The following is a 15,165-nucleotide window of genomic DNA, read 5'->3' as shown; positions in this document are numbered from 1 at the left end:
GCATTCTTTCGTGAATTACGATGTGTTGCAATGGGAAAGGTGAAAGATTAAGAGTTTTATTTAGTTATTTTCCCGCTTTTCTTCTGCCAGTTGCGCAATACGTTTCGCCATGCCGCGGAAGATAAACAGGTGTGCCGGGATCATGAGCAGCCAGTAAAACAGACCGGGCATTCCGTGCGGATGCCACCACGCCCGAACGTCCAGTTCACGATGGTCGCCTTTGTCACTGAGGGTAAAGCAGAGCCGCCCAAGCCCCGGCGCCTTCATGCCGAACAGCAGCGCCAGCCGCTTTTGTGGCTCGACGATAATCACCTTCCAGCTGTCGACGGTATCCCCTACCTGAAGATAAGGATGCGCAGGGCGGCCTTTTGCCAGCCGGTGACCGACCAGCAGATCCAGCGCGCCGCGCGTTTGCCAGAGAATATTGCCGAAGAAATAACGCTCTTTGCCGCCAATCTGGTTCACGACCTCCCACAGGGCCTCCAGGCTGGCCGTGGTTTTTACCGTACAGCCGGCCTGCTTCGGGTAGTAGCCGTACTCGGGCCGCCAGCGGGCAAGGGCCTGCGCGTCGTAGCCCCAGTCGCTGGAGTTCACCAGCTTCTCTTCTTCTTTCAGGGTACGGCGCACCGCGTCGTCAAAGCGGATCAGCTCCTGGGGGATTAATGCGCGCAGTTCGCGATCGTCCGCCAGCAGGTCGTGCTTCAGCCCCTGGATCAGCGCCTTTGCGGTGGTCGGGGGAACCGAGGTAATGACGTTTAAAAACCACACCGATATCCAGCGGGTAGGAAAGGGGACGGGTACCAGCCAGCGGCGGCGACCGCTGACGCGCATAAAATGCTCGAACTGCTCCTGATAGCTCAGCACCTGCGGGCCAGCCGCCTCCAGCACGCGGTGCTGCTCTGCCGGGTGATCCAGCAACGCCACCAGATAGTGGAGTAAATTCTCCAGCGCGATGGGCGTGGTGCGCGAGCGTACCCAGCGCGGCGGGGTCAGCACCGGCAGGTTGTAGACCATATCGCGCATCACTTCGAACGCGGCGGATCCCGCGCCGACGATGATCCCCGCCCGCAGTTCGGTAACGGGAATATTCGCGCTGCGCAACGTCTCCGCCGTCAGCTGGCGGGCGCGCAGGTGGTCGGACTGCTCGTCGGCGGGCGCCTGAAGCGAGCTTAAAAAGATCGCCTGCTTCACCGGGGTTTGCAGCAGGGCATCGCGGACGTTCATCGCCACCTGCCGCTCGTGGGCGATAAAATCGCCGCCTTCGCCCATGCTGTGGACCAGGTAGTAAAGCGTATCAACCCCTTCCAGCAGCGCGGGAAGCTCCTTCGGCCAGTTGAGATCGACGCTGTGACAGGTAACGCCCGGCAGGCTGAGCTTTTGCAGGCGTTCAGTGTTGCGTGCCGCTGCCAGCACCCGATGCCCCTGCTGGCTTAGCGCAGCGGTCAGATGCTGACCGATATACCCGCTGGCGCCGAGCACCAGAATTCGTTGCGGCACGGTATGCTCCTTAACGCTGTAAAAACGCCTGCCAGTGTTTTACCACCCCGGTTAGCTGTTCGCGGTTAACGTCGAGATGCATCACCAGGCGCACAACCGGGGAGGCGTTGATCAGCACCCCACGCGCCTTCATAAATTCGCCCAGCGCGGCGGCGTGCTCATCTCCGACGCGGACAAACAGCATGTTGGTGTCGTGACGCATGACGTCTGCGCCGATTTCGCGCAGCCGCGCCGCCATCCACGCGGCGTTATCGTGATCCTCTTTAAGGCGCGTCACGTTGTTTTTCAGCGCGTACAGCCCGGCGGCCGCCAGAATACCCGCCTGACGCATTCCGCCGCCGGTCATTTTACGCCAGCGGTTGGCGCGTTTGATGTAGTCCGCATCGCCCACCAGCAGCGAACCCACGGGGGTGCCCAGCCCTTTAGAGAGACAAATGGTGAACGAGTCGCAATATTGCGCGATCGCTTTCAGCTCGCAGCCGTACTCGACCACGGCGTTAAAGATGCGCGCCCCGTCAACGTGCAGGCCGAGCCCGCGCTCGCGGGTAAACTCCCACGCCGCTTTCAGGTACTCGCGCGGCAGAACCTTACCGTTGTGGGTGTTTTCCAGGCTGAGCAGCCTGGTGCGGGCGAAGTGAATATCGTCGGCTTTGATTTTCGCGGCGACCTTATCGAGCGGCAGGGAGCCGTCCGGTGCGGCATCGATCGGCTGCGGCTGAATGCTGCCGAGCACCGCCGCGCCGCCAGCTTCGTACAGGTAGTTATGCGCCCCCTGGCCGACGATATACTCTTCGCCGCGCTCGCAGTGGCTGAGCAGCGCCACCAGGTTAGCCTGCGTGCCGGTGGGCAGGAACAGGGCAGCCTCCTTGCCGCTGAGCTCTGCCGCATAGCGCTGCAGCTCGTTGACCGTCGGGTCATCGCCGTAGACGTCGTCGCCGACCGGGGCGGCCATCATCGCGTCGAGCATGGCGCGACCCGGGCGGGTAACGGTATCACTACGTAAATCAATCATGGCATGTCCTTATAGTTAAAAAGGCGATGCCAGATGTTTTACCTGAGCCAGTTGGTTTTTGCCAGTTCGATCACCTCGTCACCGCGTCCGCTGATGATGGCGCGCAGCATGTAGAGGCTAAAGCCTTTTGCCTGCTCCAGCTTGATCTGCGGCGGGATGGCCAGCTCTTCTTTGGCAACCACCACGTCCACCAGCACCGGACCGTCGATGGAGAAGGCGCGCTGCAGCGCCTCGTCCACCTCAGACGCTTTTTCGACCCGAATACCGGTAATACCGCAGGCTTCGGCGATGCGGGCGAAATTGGTGTCGTGCAGCTCGGTGCCGTCCGTGAGGTAGCCTCCGGCCTTCATCTCCATCGCCACGAAGCCCAGCACGCTGTTGTTGAAGACCACGATTTTCAGCGGCAGCTTCATCTGCGCCACCGACAGGAAATCCCCCATCAGCATGCTGAACCCGCCGTCGCCGCACATCGCCACGACCTGACGTTCCGGTGCCGTCGCTTTTGCGCCCAGCGCCTGCGGCATGGCGTTGGCCATCGAGCCGTGGTTGAAGGAACCGAGCAGGCGGCGTTTACCGTTCATCTTCAGGTAGCGCGCTGCCCAGACGGTTGGCGTGCCGACGTCGCAGGTGAAAACGGCATCGTCATCGGCAAAGCGACTTATCTGCTGCGCCAGATACTGCGGGTGGATGGCTTTGTCGCTCGGTTTGGCGAGATCGTCCAGCCCCTTACGCGCGTCGCGGTAATCGCTCAGGGCCTTATCGAGGAACTTGCGGTCCGTCTTTTCTTCCAGCAGCGGCAGCAGGGCGGCGAGGGTGGATTTAATATCGCCGATGAGCGCCATATCAACCTTGCTGTGCGCGCCGATACTGCCGGGGTTAATGTCAATCTGAATGATTTTGGCATCCGTCGGGTAAAACGCGCGGTACGGGAACTGGGTGCCGAGAAGGATCAGCGTATCGGCGTTCATCATCGTGTGGAAGCCGCTGGAAAAACCGATCAGCCCGGTCATCCCCACATCGTAAGGGTTATCGTACTCCACGTGCTCTTTACCGCGCAGGGCGTGAACGACTGGCGCTTTCAGCTTGCCGGCAAACGCCACCAGCTCGTCATGCGCGCCGGCGCAGCCGCTACCGCACATCAGGGCGATATTGCTGGAGTAACGCAGCAGCTGCGCCAGCTTCTTAAGCTCTTCAGCGGCGGGGGTGACGGTCGGCTGCGGGGCAGAGTACCAGTGGGTGGTGGCGGTTTCGGGAGCGGCCTTCAGCGCCACGTCACCCGGCAGGACGACCACAGAAACCCCGCGATTGAGGACGGCTTTGCGCATGGCGATGGCCAGCACCTGTGGGATCTGCTCCGGCGACGAGACCAGCTCGCAGTAGTGGCTGCATTCACGGAACAGCTCCTGCGGATGCGTCTCCTGAAAATAGCCGCTGCCGATTTCAGATGAGGGAATGTGGGCGGCAATCGCCAGCACCGGAACGTGGTTGCGGTGGCAGTCGAAAAGGCCATTGATGAGGTGCAGGTTGCCCGGTCCGCAGGAGCCGGCACAAACGGCAAGTTCGCCCGTGAGCTGCGCTTCGGCCCCCGCGGCGAAGGCGGCGACCTCTTCGTGGCGAGTCGGCATCCATTCGATGGTTTTCATTTTATTGAGGCTGTCGCTGAGTCCGTTCAGGGAATCGCCGGTGACGCCCCAGATACGTTTTACGCCCGCCTGTTCCAGGGTTTTCGCTATGTATGCAGCCACGGTCTGTTTCATGGGTGTCCATCTCCTTTTTGTGATATCGCCTACAAGCTTAGAAGAAAGTCACCGTATTGGCTGCTCCATGCCCCCGGCGGGCGGCATTTGCGGATAAAAAAAGCCCGGCAGACGCGATCGCCTGCCGGGCTTACCTTCGAGCGCTTACCGTTTATGCCAGTACCAGGTCACCCTGAGGATGGCAGGAACACGCCAGCACGTAGCCTTCCGCAATCTCTGCTTCGGTCAGCGTCATGGTGCTGGTCACGCTGTATTCCCCGGAAATGACCTTCGTTTTACAGCATCCGCACACGCCCGCGCGGCAGGCGGCCACTACCGGCACCTTGTTACTTTCCAGCGCTTCCAGCAGCGTGGTGCCCACGCGGCCAAAGAAGGTCTGCGCCGGCTGCAGTTTGGTGAACTTCACGCCGCTGGTCGCCGCTTCGGCTACCGGCGTGAAGAACTGCTCTTTGAAGAAGCGGGTTACGCCTAGGGCCTTCACTTCCTTCTCAGCAATGTCCATGTACGGCGCCGGGCCGCAGGTCATCACGGTGCGGTTTGCAATGTCCGGCACGCTTTGCAGCAGCTCGCGGCTCAGACGTCCCGCGACAAAGCCATGCGTGGCGTTGTTTTCCGCGACCAGCGTCACCGGGTAGTTGCGCCATTCTTCGGCAAAAATGACATCTTCCGGCGAGCGCACGCTGAAGATGGTCTGCACGTCGGCCTGCGGACGATATTTCGCCAGCCAGCGGCGCATCGACATAATCGGCGTGACGCCGCAGCCCGCTGCCAGCAGCAGGAATTTATCTTCCGTCTTATCGTCGCAGGTGAAGTCGCCCTGCGCGTCTGACAGCCAGATATAATCCCCGCGCTTCACGTCGCGGGTGAGCCACTGCGAGCCCGCGCCGTCATCTATGCGGCGGACGGTGAGCGTAATATATTCGCTCACGCCCGGCGTGGAGGAGATGGTGTAGGCGCGCAGGGTATCCGCCGAATTACGGACGCTGACCAGCGCAAACTGACCGGCACGGTACGGATAGTAGTCATGGCACAGCAGCGACAGCGTCCACACATCCGGAGTCTCCTGATGGATGTGATGAACCTGCATCCGCCATGGGCACTGAGAGGTTGGCATGGTCATGAATTACTCCTTACGCGCTCAGCAGCTGCTTCATATCGTCTTCAACGTTGGTCACGGAACGCAGGCCAAACTTCTCGTTCAGCACGGCCAGCAGGTCCGGCGTCAGGAAGCCTGGCGCGGTCGGTCCGGTGACGATGTTGGTCACGCCGAGAGAGAGCAGGGTCAGCAGAATTACGATCGCTTTCTGCTCGAACCAGGAGAGCACCAGCGACAGCGGCAGGTCGTTCACGCCGCAGCCCAGCTTCTCCGCCAGCGTGACCGCCAGAATAATTGCTGAGTACGCATCGTTACACTGGCCCGCGTCCACCAGGCGCGGCAGACCTTCGATGTTGCCGAAGTCCAGCTTGTTGAAACGGTATTTGCCGCAGGCCAGCGTCAGGATCAGGCAGTCTTCCGGCACGCTGGTGGCGAAATCGGTGAAGTAGTTACGCTCGCCGCGCGCGCCGTCGCAGCCGCCAATCAGGAAGATGTGGCGCAGCTTCTCACGGCTGACGAGGTCAATCAGAGAATCTGCGGCGCCCAGCAGGGTTTCGCGGCCAAAGCCGACGGTGATGAGGTGCGGAATTTCGCTGTACGGGAAGCCAGCCATCTGCTGTGCCTGAGCGATGACCGGACCAAAATCGTCGCCGTCGAGGTGGCTTACGCCCGGCCAGCCGACGATGCTGCGGGTCCAGATACGGTCATCGTACGCGCCCACGGTTGGGTCAATGATGCAGTTAGAGGTCATGACAATCGGGCCCGGGAAGCGGGCGAACTCAACCTGCTGGTTCTGCCAGCCGCTGCCGTAGTTACCCACCAGATGCTTAAACTTGCGCAGCTCCGGATAACCGTGCGCGGGCAGCATTTCACCGTGTGTATAAACGTTAACGCCGGTGCCTTCGGTCTGCTTCAGCAGGTTGTAGAGATCCTTCAGGTCATGGCCGGAAATCAGGATACATTTGCCCTCGGTCGCCTTCACGTTGACCTGCGTCGGGGTCGGGTGGCCGTAGGTGCTGGTTTCACCGGCATCCAGAATGCTCATCACCCTGAAGTTCATCTGGCCGATTTCCATTGAGCACTCAAGCAGCGCGTTCATATCGGAAGGCCAGGTGCCGAGCCATGCCATGATTTTGTGGTGCTGGGCGTAGATGTCGTTGTCGTACTGGCCGAGAACGTGCGCGTGTTCCATATAGGCCGCCGCACCTTTCAGGCCGTACAGGCAGAGCAGACGCAGGCCAAGGATGTTCTCGCCAATCTCTGCTTTGTCTTTATTCGGGGTAAATTCTGCCGCCTGACGCTGCAGTTCGCCCAGGTCGTCGCTTACCAGCTGCAGTTCCGCCATCGGGTTGTCGACGCGGGCAGCGGCGTCGGCGTTCAGGCACTGTGCTTTAAGGGCTTCACGCAGGGCAATCGCTTCGCGGGCATAGCCCACAATGCGCGGAGAATCGAAGTTAACGTTAGTCAGCGTGGAGAAAAATGCGCGCGGCGCAAAGCTGTCGACGTAGTGATCGACAATGCCATATTCGCGGGCCTTGCTGGCCCATGCGGACAAGCCTTGTAGCGTAGCAATCAGCAGATCCTGGAGATCTGACGTCTCTGCGGTTTTACCGCACATACCCTGCGCCCAGGAGCAGCCGTTGCCTGCCGGGGTACGGATGGTTTGTTCACATTGCACACAGAACATAATCACACCTGTTAAAGTTATATTTTAAATGCATGTTTAAGATTATGCCTGCGACAGAACGGTGAAAAGGGCTTTCTTGCATTAAATGGAGGGATATTGATTTAGCGCAATTTTGGCGGCAGGTTCACTGCCGCCAGCGCAGTATCAGGCGGAGAAGAATGCCATCAGAATCGGCACCAGAAGGCTCAGAATAAAGCCGTGCACGATGGCGGCAGGAACCATCTCCAGCCCACCCGATCGCTGTAATACCGGCAGGGTAAAGTCCATTGAGGTGGCACCACACAGGCCCAGCGCGGTCGAGCGGCTGCGGCGCACAAGGCCGGGAATGAGCATGATGGCGATCAGCTCGCGCGCCAGATCGTTAAAGAAGGCGGCGCTGCCAATCGCCGGACCGAACGACTCGGTGAGCAGAATGCCGGAGAGAGAATACCAGCCAAAACCGGACGCCATTGCCAGGCTGGTTTTCAGCGGCAGATCGAGAATAAAGGCATTAATCACCCCCGCGACCAGCGAGCTGGCCACAACAATAACGGCCACAATCATTCCGCGACGGTTGAGGACAATCTGCTTTAGCGTCATGCCGTTATTTCGAAGCTGAATACCAATCAGGAAGAGCAGGAATATAAGCGTATATTCGCTGGCTTCGGTGGCATGCTGCAAGAATGCCAGCCCTGTCAGCCCGAGCAAAAAACCGAGAACCACAACGCCGCACAGCTTTAATGATTCAAGCGCCATCGCAATACGGGAAGGGAGCTTTTCCTGTTGATGGTGATTTTTCCAGGGAATAGTGCGCTCCAGCCAGGACAGGGCCGCAATATTGCACAGCAAAATAACCACTACCGTGACCGCAGAATAATGCAGGATGGAAAGCAGGTTCGTCGCCAGATTATCCAGGAAGGCCAGGCTGATCCCCATAAAGAACAGAATGACGTAAACAATCCAGCTGAGAAAACGATTAATAAGCCTTAAGGCCGATTCATGACGCAGCGGAATAAGGTAGCCCAAAATAAGGGGCAAAAGAATGATGAGGAGTCCTGAGAACATGAACAGCCGTCCTTTTGAGTGTCGGTTAAGCGTCAAAGACACTACCCAATAAAGGCATCTCAGTAAAGCGACAAAAAAGCCGGGTGGCGGCTGCGCCTGACCCGGCTTGTATAAATGAGGTTGTGCGGCTTGCTGCACTCACTCAGGCCCTCTCCCAGGGGAGAGGGATAAAACCATTAATCGCGTTTTTCCAGCAGGGTACGGTACAGCACGCCGCCCAGAATACCGCCAACGATCGGCATCACCCAGAACAGCCACAGCTGTTCAAGCGCCCAGCCGCCCTGGAAGATAGCTACCGCGGTGCTGCGCGCCGGGTTAACGGAGGTGTTGGTCACCGGAATGGAAATCAGGTGGATCAGCGTCAGCGCCAGACCAATCGCGATGGGCGCGAAGCCGGCAGGAGCATACTTGTCCGTTGCGCCGTGGATCACCATCAGGAACCCTGCGGTCAGCACAATTTCAATCACGATAGCAGACAGCATAGAGTAGCCGCCCGGTGAGTGCTCGCCGAAACCGTTCGACGCAAAACCGCTGGCCGCGGCGTCGAAGCCTGCTTTACCGCTGGCAATGACGTACAGAACCGCCGCAGCAAAAATGCCGCCAATAACCTGAGCAATAATATAGCCAATAATATCTTTTGCCGGGAAACGGCCGCCCGCCCATAAGCCTAACGTTACGGCCGGATTAAAATGACCGCCTGAAATATGGCCTACCGCATAGGCCATAGTGAGAACCGTCAGACCAAATGCCAGTGCAACACCGACAAAACCAATACCTAATTCCGGGAATGCTGCTGCCAGTACTGCGCTACCGCAGCCGCCAAACACCAGCCAGAATGTACCAAAACATTCTGCCGCTAATTTTCTGAACATAACCACCTCAATAATAAACGTCCGCGCGCTTTCCCGCGCACGGGTTATATCGCCATAAAGGGATGACGACTCAAAGAGTCATTATTTTAAAAACCAATAACATCCCTTCGCCACTTAAATAAATTGAGTAAATTTGATTTAAGGCAATGTGATGTCATTCCTTGTTCAAACTGGAGGTAAAACGATCGTAGTCCAATTCTCGGGCGGAAGTATCTTGTCCGGAAGGGGCTTTTTCAAATGAAAGTTGATGGGTAAATTCTGAATTTTTTGTGCTCAGAACCAGCAACAGGGGGATATAGCAGTGTCCAGCCGGACCCCGTACCGCTATACTGCTGATAACCTGAAGGAAAAGTCGACGAATTGCGGGGGATTTATGCTACTCGAACGTGTGGAGATTGTCGGGTTTCGCGGCATTAACCGCCTGTCGCTGCAGCTGGAACAGAACAACGTTCTTATCGGCGAAAATGCCTGGGGGAAATCCAGCCTGCTGGATGCCCTGACGCTGCTGCTTTCGCCTGAGGAGAATCTGTACCACTTCGTCCACGATGACTTCTGGTTTCCGCCGGGCGATGTCAACGGACGCGAAAAGCATCTGCATATTATTTTGACCTTCCGCGAGGCCGAACCCGGCCGCCATCGCGTGCGCCGTTACCGGCCGATGTCCCCCTGCTGGGTGCCCTGTGAAGATGGCTTCCACCGTATTTTCTATCGCCTTGAAGGCGAAATGGCGCACAACGAAGGGGTGCTAACCCTGCGTGAATTCCTCGATGAGAAGGGGAATCCGATCCTGCTCGACAACATCGACGAGCTGGCCCGTCATCTGATCCGCCTGTCCCCCGTGCTGCGCTTACGCGACGCGCGCTTTATGCGCCGGATCCGAAACGGCACCGTGCCGGATATGCCGGAGGTGGAGGTCACCGCCCGCGAGCTCGATTTCCTCGCCCGCGAGCTGGTTTCGCGCCCGCAGAACCTTACCGACGGCCAGATCCGTCAGGGGCTTTCCGCCATGGTTCAGCTGCTGGAGCACTACTTTTCCGAGCAGGGAACGGGGCCGTCTCGTCACCGTCTGATGCGCCGCCGCTCGCACGATGAGCAGCGAAGCTGGCGCTATCTTGATATCATCAACCGCATGATCGACCGCCCCGGCGGGCGCTCGCACAGGGTGATCCTGCTGGGATTATTCTCCACGCTTTTACAGGCGAAAGGCACGGTGCGCCTCGACCGGGACGCGCGTCCGCTGCTGCTGGTGGAAGATCCGGAGACGCGTCTGCACCCGATCATGCTCTCCGTGGCATGGCATCTGCTGAACCTGCTCCCCCTGCAGCGCGTGACTACCACCAATTCCGGCGAGCTGCTATCCCTGACGCCGGTGGAATATGTCTGCCGTCTGGTGCGTGAATCGTCGCGCGTCACCGCCTACCGGCTTGGACCGGGCGGGCTGAACGCCGAGGATGGCCGACGGATTGCGTTCCATATCCGTTTTAACCGCGCGTCGTCGCTGTTTGCCCGCTGCTGGCTGCTGGTGGAAGGGGAAACCGAAACCTGGGTGATTAACGAGCTGGCGCGCCAGTGCGGGCACCACTTCGACGCCGAAGGGGTCAAGGTCATCGAGTTTGCGCAGTCTGGCCTGAAACCGCTGATCAAGTTCGCCCGCCGGATGGGGATTGAATGGCACGTGCTGGTGGATGGTGATGAGGCCGGGAAAAAATATGCGGCGACCGTGCGCGGCCTGCTCAATAACGATCGGGAAGCGGAGCGTGACCATCTGACCGCGCTGCCGGCGATGGACATGGAGCACTTTATGTACCGCCAGGGCTTTGACGACGTTTTCCACCGCGTGGCGATGATCCCGGTGGATGTGCCAATGAACATGCGCCGGGTGATCGCCAAAGCGATCCACCGGTCGTCAAAACCGGATTTAGCCATAGAGGTGGCGACGGAAGCGGGAAGGCGGGGCGTAGAATCCGTGCCCACGCTGCTGCGTAAAATGTTCTCCCGCGTCCTCTGGCTGGCGCGCGGGAGGGCCGATTAACGGCCGGTCGTCCGTGAAACCTGCTGGATAAGGCTATCAAGCAGCGCATAGCGACGGCGGTATTCGGATCGCTTTTTACTCGCGATCTCTTCCATCGGCTTGCGCGGCATGGCCAGCGGCAGGGCAAAGTTGCCGTTATCCAGACGTTCTCCGCCAAGAGAGCGCCAGAAGCTGTCGTAATCCGCCAGCAGTTTTCCCTCTTTTTTCCTGCGGTAACGCCAGCTGCGGTAGATATGGGTGGCGTTACTCACGGCGAGGATCTGTTCTACCGGGAAGGCGTCGGCGAGGATCATTACCGCTTCAACCAGCAGACGTTTCGGGAACAGGCCGTGGCAGGCTTTCGTGGCGAGCTGGATCTGCTCGTGCGGGACATGCGCTTTCGCTCCCTGCATTCCGCCGATAAACAGCGATGGTTTCCCTTCATAGTTGCAGAGCGTAAAGGTCAGCTCGGCCAGCACCGTGTTCTGACAATCGACAAAGGTCAGGGTGGCTTCGCCTTCTTTATCCAGAAACGCGTCTGCCCGCAGGCAAACGCTAAACTGCTGTTCGTCTTTGCCGGTTAACGTCACCAGCGTGATGCCCTCACCAGAGAGATAGCCGTTCAGAAGCGGCGCGGGAAGATGGCGGCTCATCATCTGATAGTGATAGTTCAGGGCTTCCAGCGTATGCTGACGGCCCATGTTGACGGTCAGCCACGGTCGATGCAGACGGCACGGCAGGCCGGGCTGCACCTCCAGGATCTGCATCAGGCGGGGCTGCTTTGCGAGGTTTGCCAGCAGGCGCGACGTGGTGAGCGGCGTCGCCAGCGAGCGCAGCATAAACTTTCGTCGATAGGCCGGATTTTGCCACGCCAGCCCCGGCGTGAGGGTTCCCGATGCCAGGCTTTTGAACAGTTGCCAGCCCGATTTTGGCTGAGACAGCGTTGAATAAGGTGTATCGACGATGGAAGACATGTTAGATCCTGCTTCTGGTGGAAGATCGCTATTTCAGCAGGGGCTTTATCAACGCTGGGTAAACAATTCCCGACGATTACGGCGATCGGGGGTTTCGTTGATGAGTGGTTTAGATAAAATCAACGTTGATGATAGCCAGAACAACTATTTGGAATATTTATGAACCTGAAGGGAAAACGCAGAAAGCTGTTTCTGCTGCTGGCGATAGTGGTGTTAGCGGGCGGATTCTGGGTATGGAAGGTGCTGAACGCGCCGGTACCGCAGTATCAAACGCTGATTGTTCGCCCGGGCGAGCTGCAACAAAACGTGCTGGCGACGGGGAAGCTGGACGCCCTGCGCAAGGTTGACGTGGGCGCGCAGGTTAGCGGCCAGCTTAAAACGCTGTCGGTTGAGATTGGCGATAAGGTTAAAAAAGGCCAGCTGCTGGGCGTGATCGATCCTGAACAGGCTGAAAACCAGATCCGCGAGGTGGAAGCCACGCTGATGGAGCTGCGCGCGCAGCGCGCTCAGGCTCAGGCGGAGCGGAATCTCGCTCAGGTCACCCTGAAGCGTCAGCAGGCGCTGGCGAAAACGCAGGCCATCTCAAAACAGGATCTGGATACCGCCGCCACGGAGCTGGCGGTGAAGCAGGCGCAGATTGGCACCATCGACGCGCAAATCAAGCGCAATCAGGCCTCGCTGGACACGGCGAAAACCAACCTCGACTACACGAAAATCGTGGCGCCAATGGCCGGGGAAGTGACGCAGATTACCACCCTGCAGGGCCAGACGGTTATCGCCGCGCAGCAGGCGCCAAACATTCTGACCCTGGCGGACATGAGCACCATGCTGGTGAAAGCCCAGGTATCCGAAGCGGACGTGATTCACCTTAAGCCTGGCCAGAAGGCCTGGTTTACGGTGCTGGGCGATCCGCAAACCCGCTATGAAGGGGCGCTGAAGGATATCCTGCCGACGCCGGAGAAGGTGAACGACGCCATCTTCTACTATGCGCGATTTGAGGTGCCGAACCCGCAGGGCGTGCTGCGTCTGGACATGACCGCACAGGTGCATATTCAGCTCACCGGCGTCAAAAACGTGCTGACGGTTCCGCTCTCCGCGCTGGGCGAATCCGCCGGGGACAATCGCTACAAGGTTAAAGTGCTGCGCAACGGCGAAACCCGCGAGCGGGAAGTGGTGATTGGCGCGCGTAACGACACCGACGTGGTGGTGGTGAAAGGGCTGGAAGAGGGTGAGGAAGTGGTCATCAGCGAAAGCCTGCCCGGAGCCGCGCAATGACGGCGCTGCTTGAGCTGAATGATATTCGCCGCAGCTACCCGTCCGGCGACGGGCCGGTGGAGGTGCTGAAAGGCATCTCCCTGCGCGTGGAAGCGGGTGAAATGGTGGCGATTGTCGGGGCTTCGGGGTCCGGTAAATCGACGCTGATGAACATTCTCGGCTGTCTGGATAAACCCACCAGCGGTACCTATCGCGTGGCGGGAACGGACGTCTCCACCCTGGACGGCGACGCGCTGGCGAAGCTGCGCCGCGAACACTTTGGCTTTATCTTCCAGCGTTACCATCTGCTTTCTCACCTCAGCGCGGCGCAGAACGTGGAGGTGCCCGCGGTGTATGCGGGCGTCGAGCGTAAAAAGCGCCTCGAGCGCGCGAAGGCGCTGTTAACGCGTCTCGGGCTGGCGGAGCGGGTGGATTATCAGCCCTCACAGCTTTCCGGCGGTCAGCAGCAGCGCGTAAGTATTGCCCGTGCGCTGATGAACGGTGGCCAGGTTATCCTGGCCGATGAACCGACCGGCGCGCTCGACAGCCGTTCCGGTGAAGAGGTCATGGCGATCCTTCACCAGCTTCGCGATCAGGGGCATACGGTGATTATCGTCACCCACGATCCGCAGGTGGCGGCGCAGGCTGAACGGATTATTGAGATCCACGACGGCGAGCTGGTCAGCAACCCGCCGCCGCGTGAGTCCAGAGCGGCCGCGCCGAAAGAAGCGCTGCCTGCCTCAACCGGCTGGGGGCAATTTTCGAGCGGCTTTCGCGAGGCGCTGACCATGGCCTGGCTGGCGATGGCGGCCAACAAGATGCGCACCCTGCTGACCATGCTCGGCATTATCATCGGTATCGCCTCGGTGGTGTCGATTGTGGTGGTGGGAGACGCGGCGAAACAGCTGGTGCTGGCGGATATTCGCGCCATCGGGACGAATACCATTGACGTCTACCCCGGGAAAGATTTTGGCGACGACGAGCCGCAGTATCAGCAGGCGCTGAAGTACGACGACCTGGCGGCTATTCAGAAGCAGCCGTGGGTGAACTCCGCCACGCCTGCCGTTTCGCAGAACCTGCGTCTGCGCTACGGCAACATCGACGTAGCGGCCAGCGCTAACGGCGTCAGCGGAGATTACTTCAACGTCTACGGCATGACCTTCAGCGAAGGGGCAACCTTCAACGCCGAACAGCTGGCGGGCAGGGCGCAGGTGGTGGTGCTGGACGCGAACTCGCGCAGGCAGCTTTTCCCGAATAAAACCCGCGTGGTCGGGGAAGTGATCCTGGTGGGCAACATGCCCGCTACGGTGATTGGCGTGGCGGAAGAGAAACAGTCGATGTTTGGCAGCAGCAAGATCCTGCGCGTCTGGCTACCGTACAGCACCATTTCCGGGCGCATTATGGGGCAGTCCTGGCTCAACTCCATCACCGTGCGGGTGAAGGAAGGCTACGACAGCGCGCTGGCGGAACAGCAGCTGGAGCGGCTGTTAACCCTGCGCCACGGAAAGAAAGACTTCTTTACCTGGAACATGGACGGCCTCTTGAAAACGGCGGAAAAGACCACACGTACTCTTCAGATGTTCCTGACGCTGGTGGCGGTGATTTCGCTGGTCGTCGGCGGGATCGGGGTGATGAACATCATGCTGGTGTCGGTGACCGAACGAACGCGGGAGATCGGCATCCGCATGGCGGTGGGGGCCAGAGCCAGCGACGTGCTTCAGCAGTTTTTGATTGAGGCGGTGCTGGTATGCCTGGTGGGCGGCGCGATGGGCATTGCGCTTTCAATGCTGATTGCCTTTGCGCTCCAGCTGTTTTTACCCGGCTGGGAAATTGGCTTTTCGCCAATGGCGATACTCACCGCGTTTTTATGTTCCACCTTTACCGGGATTTTGTTTGGCTGGCTGCCTGCGCGAAACGCGGCACGGCTGGATCCGGTGGATGCGCTGGCGCGGGAATAGCCC

Annotated in this window: 12 protein-coding genes; 4 read left to right on the top strand and 8 right to left on the bottom strand. The window is 59.3% G+C overall.

The features are described 5' to 3' along the window. Window positions 1-60: 60 nt before the first annotated feature. The 7 genes from HWQ14_RS19940 to aqpZ form a co-directional block, all read right to left on the bottom strand. The gene (locus HWQ14_RS19940) at window positions 61-1,497 is read right to left on the bottom strand and encodes an SDR family oxidoreductase (RefSeq protein ID WP_176610757.1); all 1,437 of its coding nucleotides are present in this window, start codon (window positions 1,495-1,497) and stop codon (window positions 61-63) included. A gap of 10 nt (window positions 1,498-1,507) precedes the next feature. Further along, a complete protein-coding gene (ltaE, locus tag HWQ14_RS19935) occupies window positions 1,508-2,509 on the bottom strand; it encodes a low-specificity L-threonine aldolase (RefSeq protein WP_176610756.1) in 1,002 nt (333 codons plus the stop codon). Between the two features lie 38 nt (window positions 2,510-2,547). Further along, window positions 2,548-4,266, bottom strand: a complete 1,719-nt coding sequence (poxB, locus tag HWQ14_RS19930; RefSeq protein WP_176610755.1) for a ubiquinone-dependent pyruvate dehydrogenase — start codon at window positions 4,264-4,266, stop codon at window positions 2,548-2,550. A gap of 151 nt (window positions 4,267-4,417) precedes the next feature. Beyond that, window positions 4,418-5,386, bottom strand: a complete 969-nt coding sequence (gene hcr / locus HWQ14_RS19925) for an NADH oxidoreductase (protein WP_176610754.1) — start codon at window positions 5,384-5,386, stop codon at window positions 4,418-4,420. Window positions 5,387-5,396: 10 nt separating this feature from the next. After that, window positions 5,397-7,049 carry a hydroxylamine reductase gene (gene hcp, locus HWQ14_RS19920; protein ID WP_176610753.1) on the bottom strand — a complete coding sequence of 551 codons (1,653 nt, stop codon included), beginning with the start codon at window positions 7,047-7,049 and terminating at the stop codon, window positions 5,397-5,399. Between the two features lie 144 nt (window positions 7,050-7,193). Further along, entirely contained in the window at window positions 7,194-8,093 is a 900-nt protein-coding gene (locus HWQ14_RS19915; protein WP_176610752.1) for a lysine exporter LysO family protein, read from the bottom strand. 176 nt (window positions 8,094-8,269) lie between these two features. After that, window positions 8,270-8,965 carry an aquaporin Z gene (aqpZ, locus tag HWQ14_RS19910; protein ID WP_176610751.1) on the bottom strand — a complete coding sequence of 232 codons (696 nt, stop codon included), beginning with the start codon at window positions 8,963-8,965 and terminating at the stop codon, window positions 8,270-8,272. 373 nt (window positions 8,966-9,338) lie between these two features. Here aqpZ and HWQ14_RS19905 point away from each other — a divergent pair, with 373 nt between their 5' ends. Further along, the gene (locus HWQ14_RS19905) at window positions 9,339-10,997 is read left to right on the top strand and encodes an ATP-dependent endonuclease (protein ID WP_176610750.1); all 1,659 of its coding nucleotides are present in this window, start codon (window positions 9,339-9,341) and stop codon (window positions 10,995-10,997) included. On the opposite strand, the gene HWQ14_RS19900 is transcribed toward HWQ14_RS19905, so the two are convergent. Then, window positions 10,994-11,950 carry a VirK/YbjX family protein gene (locus HWQ14_RS19900; RefSeq protein WP_176610749.1) on the bottom strand — a complete coding sequence of 319 codons (957 nt, stop codon included), beginning with the start codon at window positions 11,948-11,950 and terminating at the stop codon, window positions 10,994-10,996. The two genes, HWQ14_RS19905 and HWQ14_RS19900, sit on opposite strands and share 4 nt — an antisense overlap. Between HWQ14_RS19900 and HWQ14_RS19895 the strand changes: the two genes are divergently transcribed. From HWQ14_RS19895 to macB, 3 genes are read left to right on the top strand one after another with little or no spacing between them, the layout of a single operon-like run. Beyond that, window positions 11,940-12,113 carry a hypothetical protein gene (locus tag HWQ14_RS19895; RefSeq protein WP_176610748.1) on the top strand — a complete coding sequence of 58 codons (174 nt, stop codon included), beginning with the start codon at window positions 11,940-11,942 and terminating at the stop codon, window positions 12,111-12,113. The two genes, HWQ14_RS19900 and HWQ14_RS19895, sit on opposite strands and share 11 nt — an antisense overlap. Continuing rightward, window positions 12,110-13,225 (top strand): macrolide transporter subunit MacA, encoded by a 1,116-nt coding sequence (gene macA / locus HWQ14_RS19890; protein ID WP_148418753.1) that lies wholly within the window; start codon window positions 12,110-12,112, stop codon window positions 13,223-13,225. Before HWQ14_RS19895 ends, macA begins: the two co-directional genes overlap by 4 nt. Beyond that, window positions 13,222-15,162 carry a macrolide ABC transporter ATP-binding protein/permease MacB gene (gene macB / locus HWQ14_RS19885; protein WP_176610747.1) on the top strand — a complete coding sequence of 647 codons (1,941 nt, stop codon included), beginning with the start codon at window positions 13,222-13,224 and terminating at the stop codon, window positions 15,160-15,162. Before macA ends, macB begins: the two co-directional genes overlap by 4 nt. Window positions 15,163-15,165: the final 3 nt, after the last annotated feature.

Source organism: Enterobacter cloacae, from assembly GCF_013375935.1.
GTDB lineage: Bacteria > Pseudomonadota > Gammaproteobacteria > Enterobacterales > Enterobacteriaceae > Enterobacter > Enterobacter pasteurii.
This window is presented reverse-complemented; position numbering and strand designations above follow the sequence as displayed.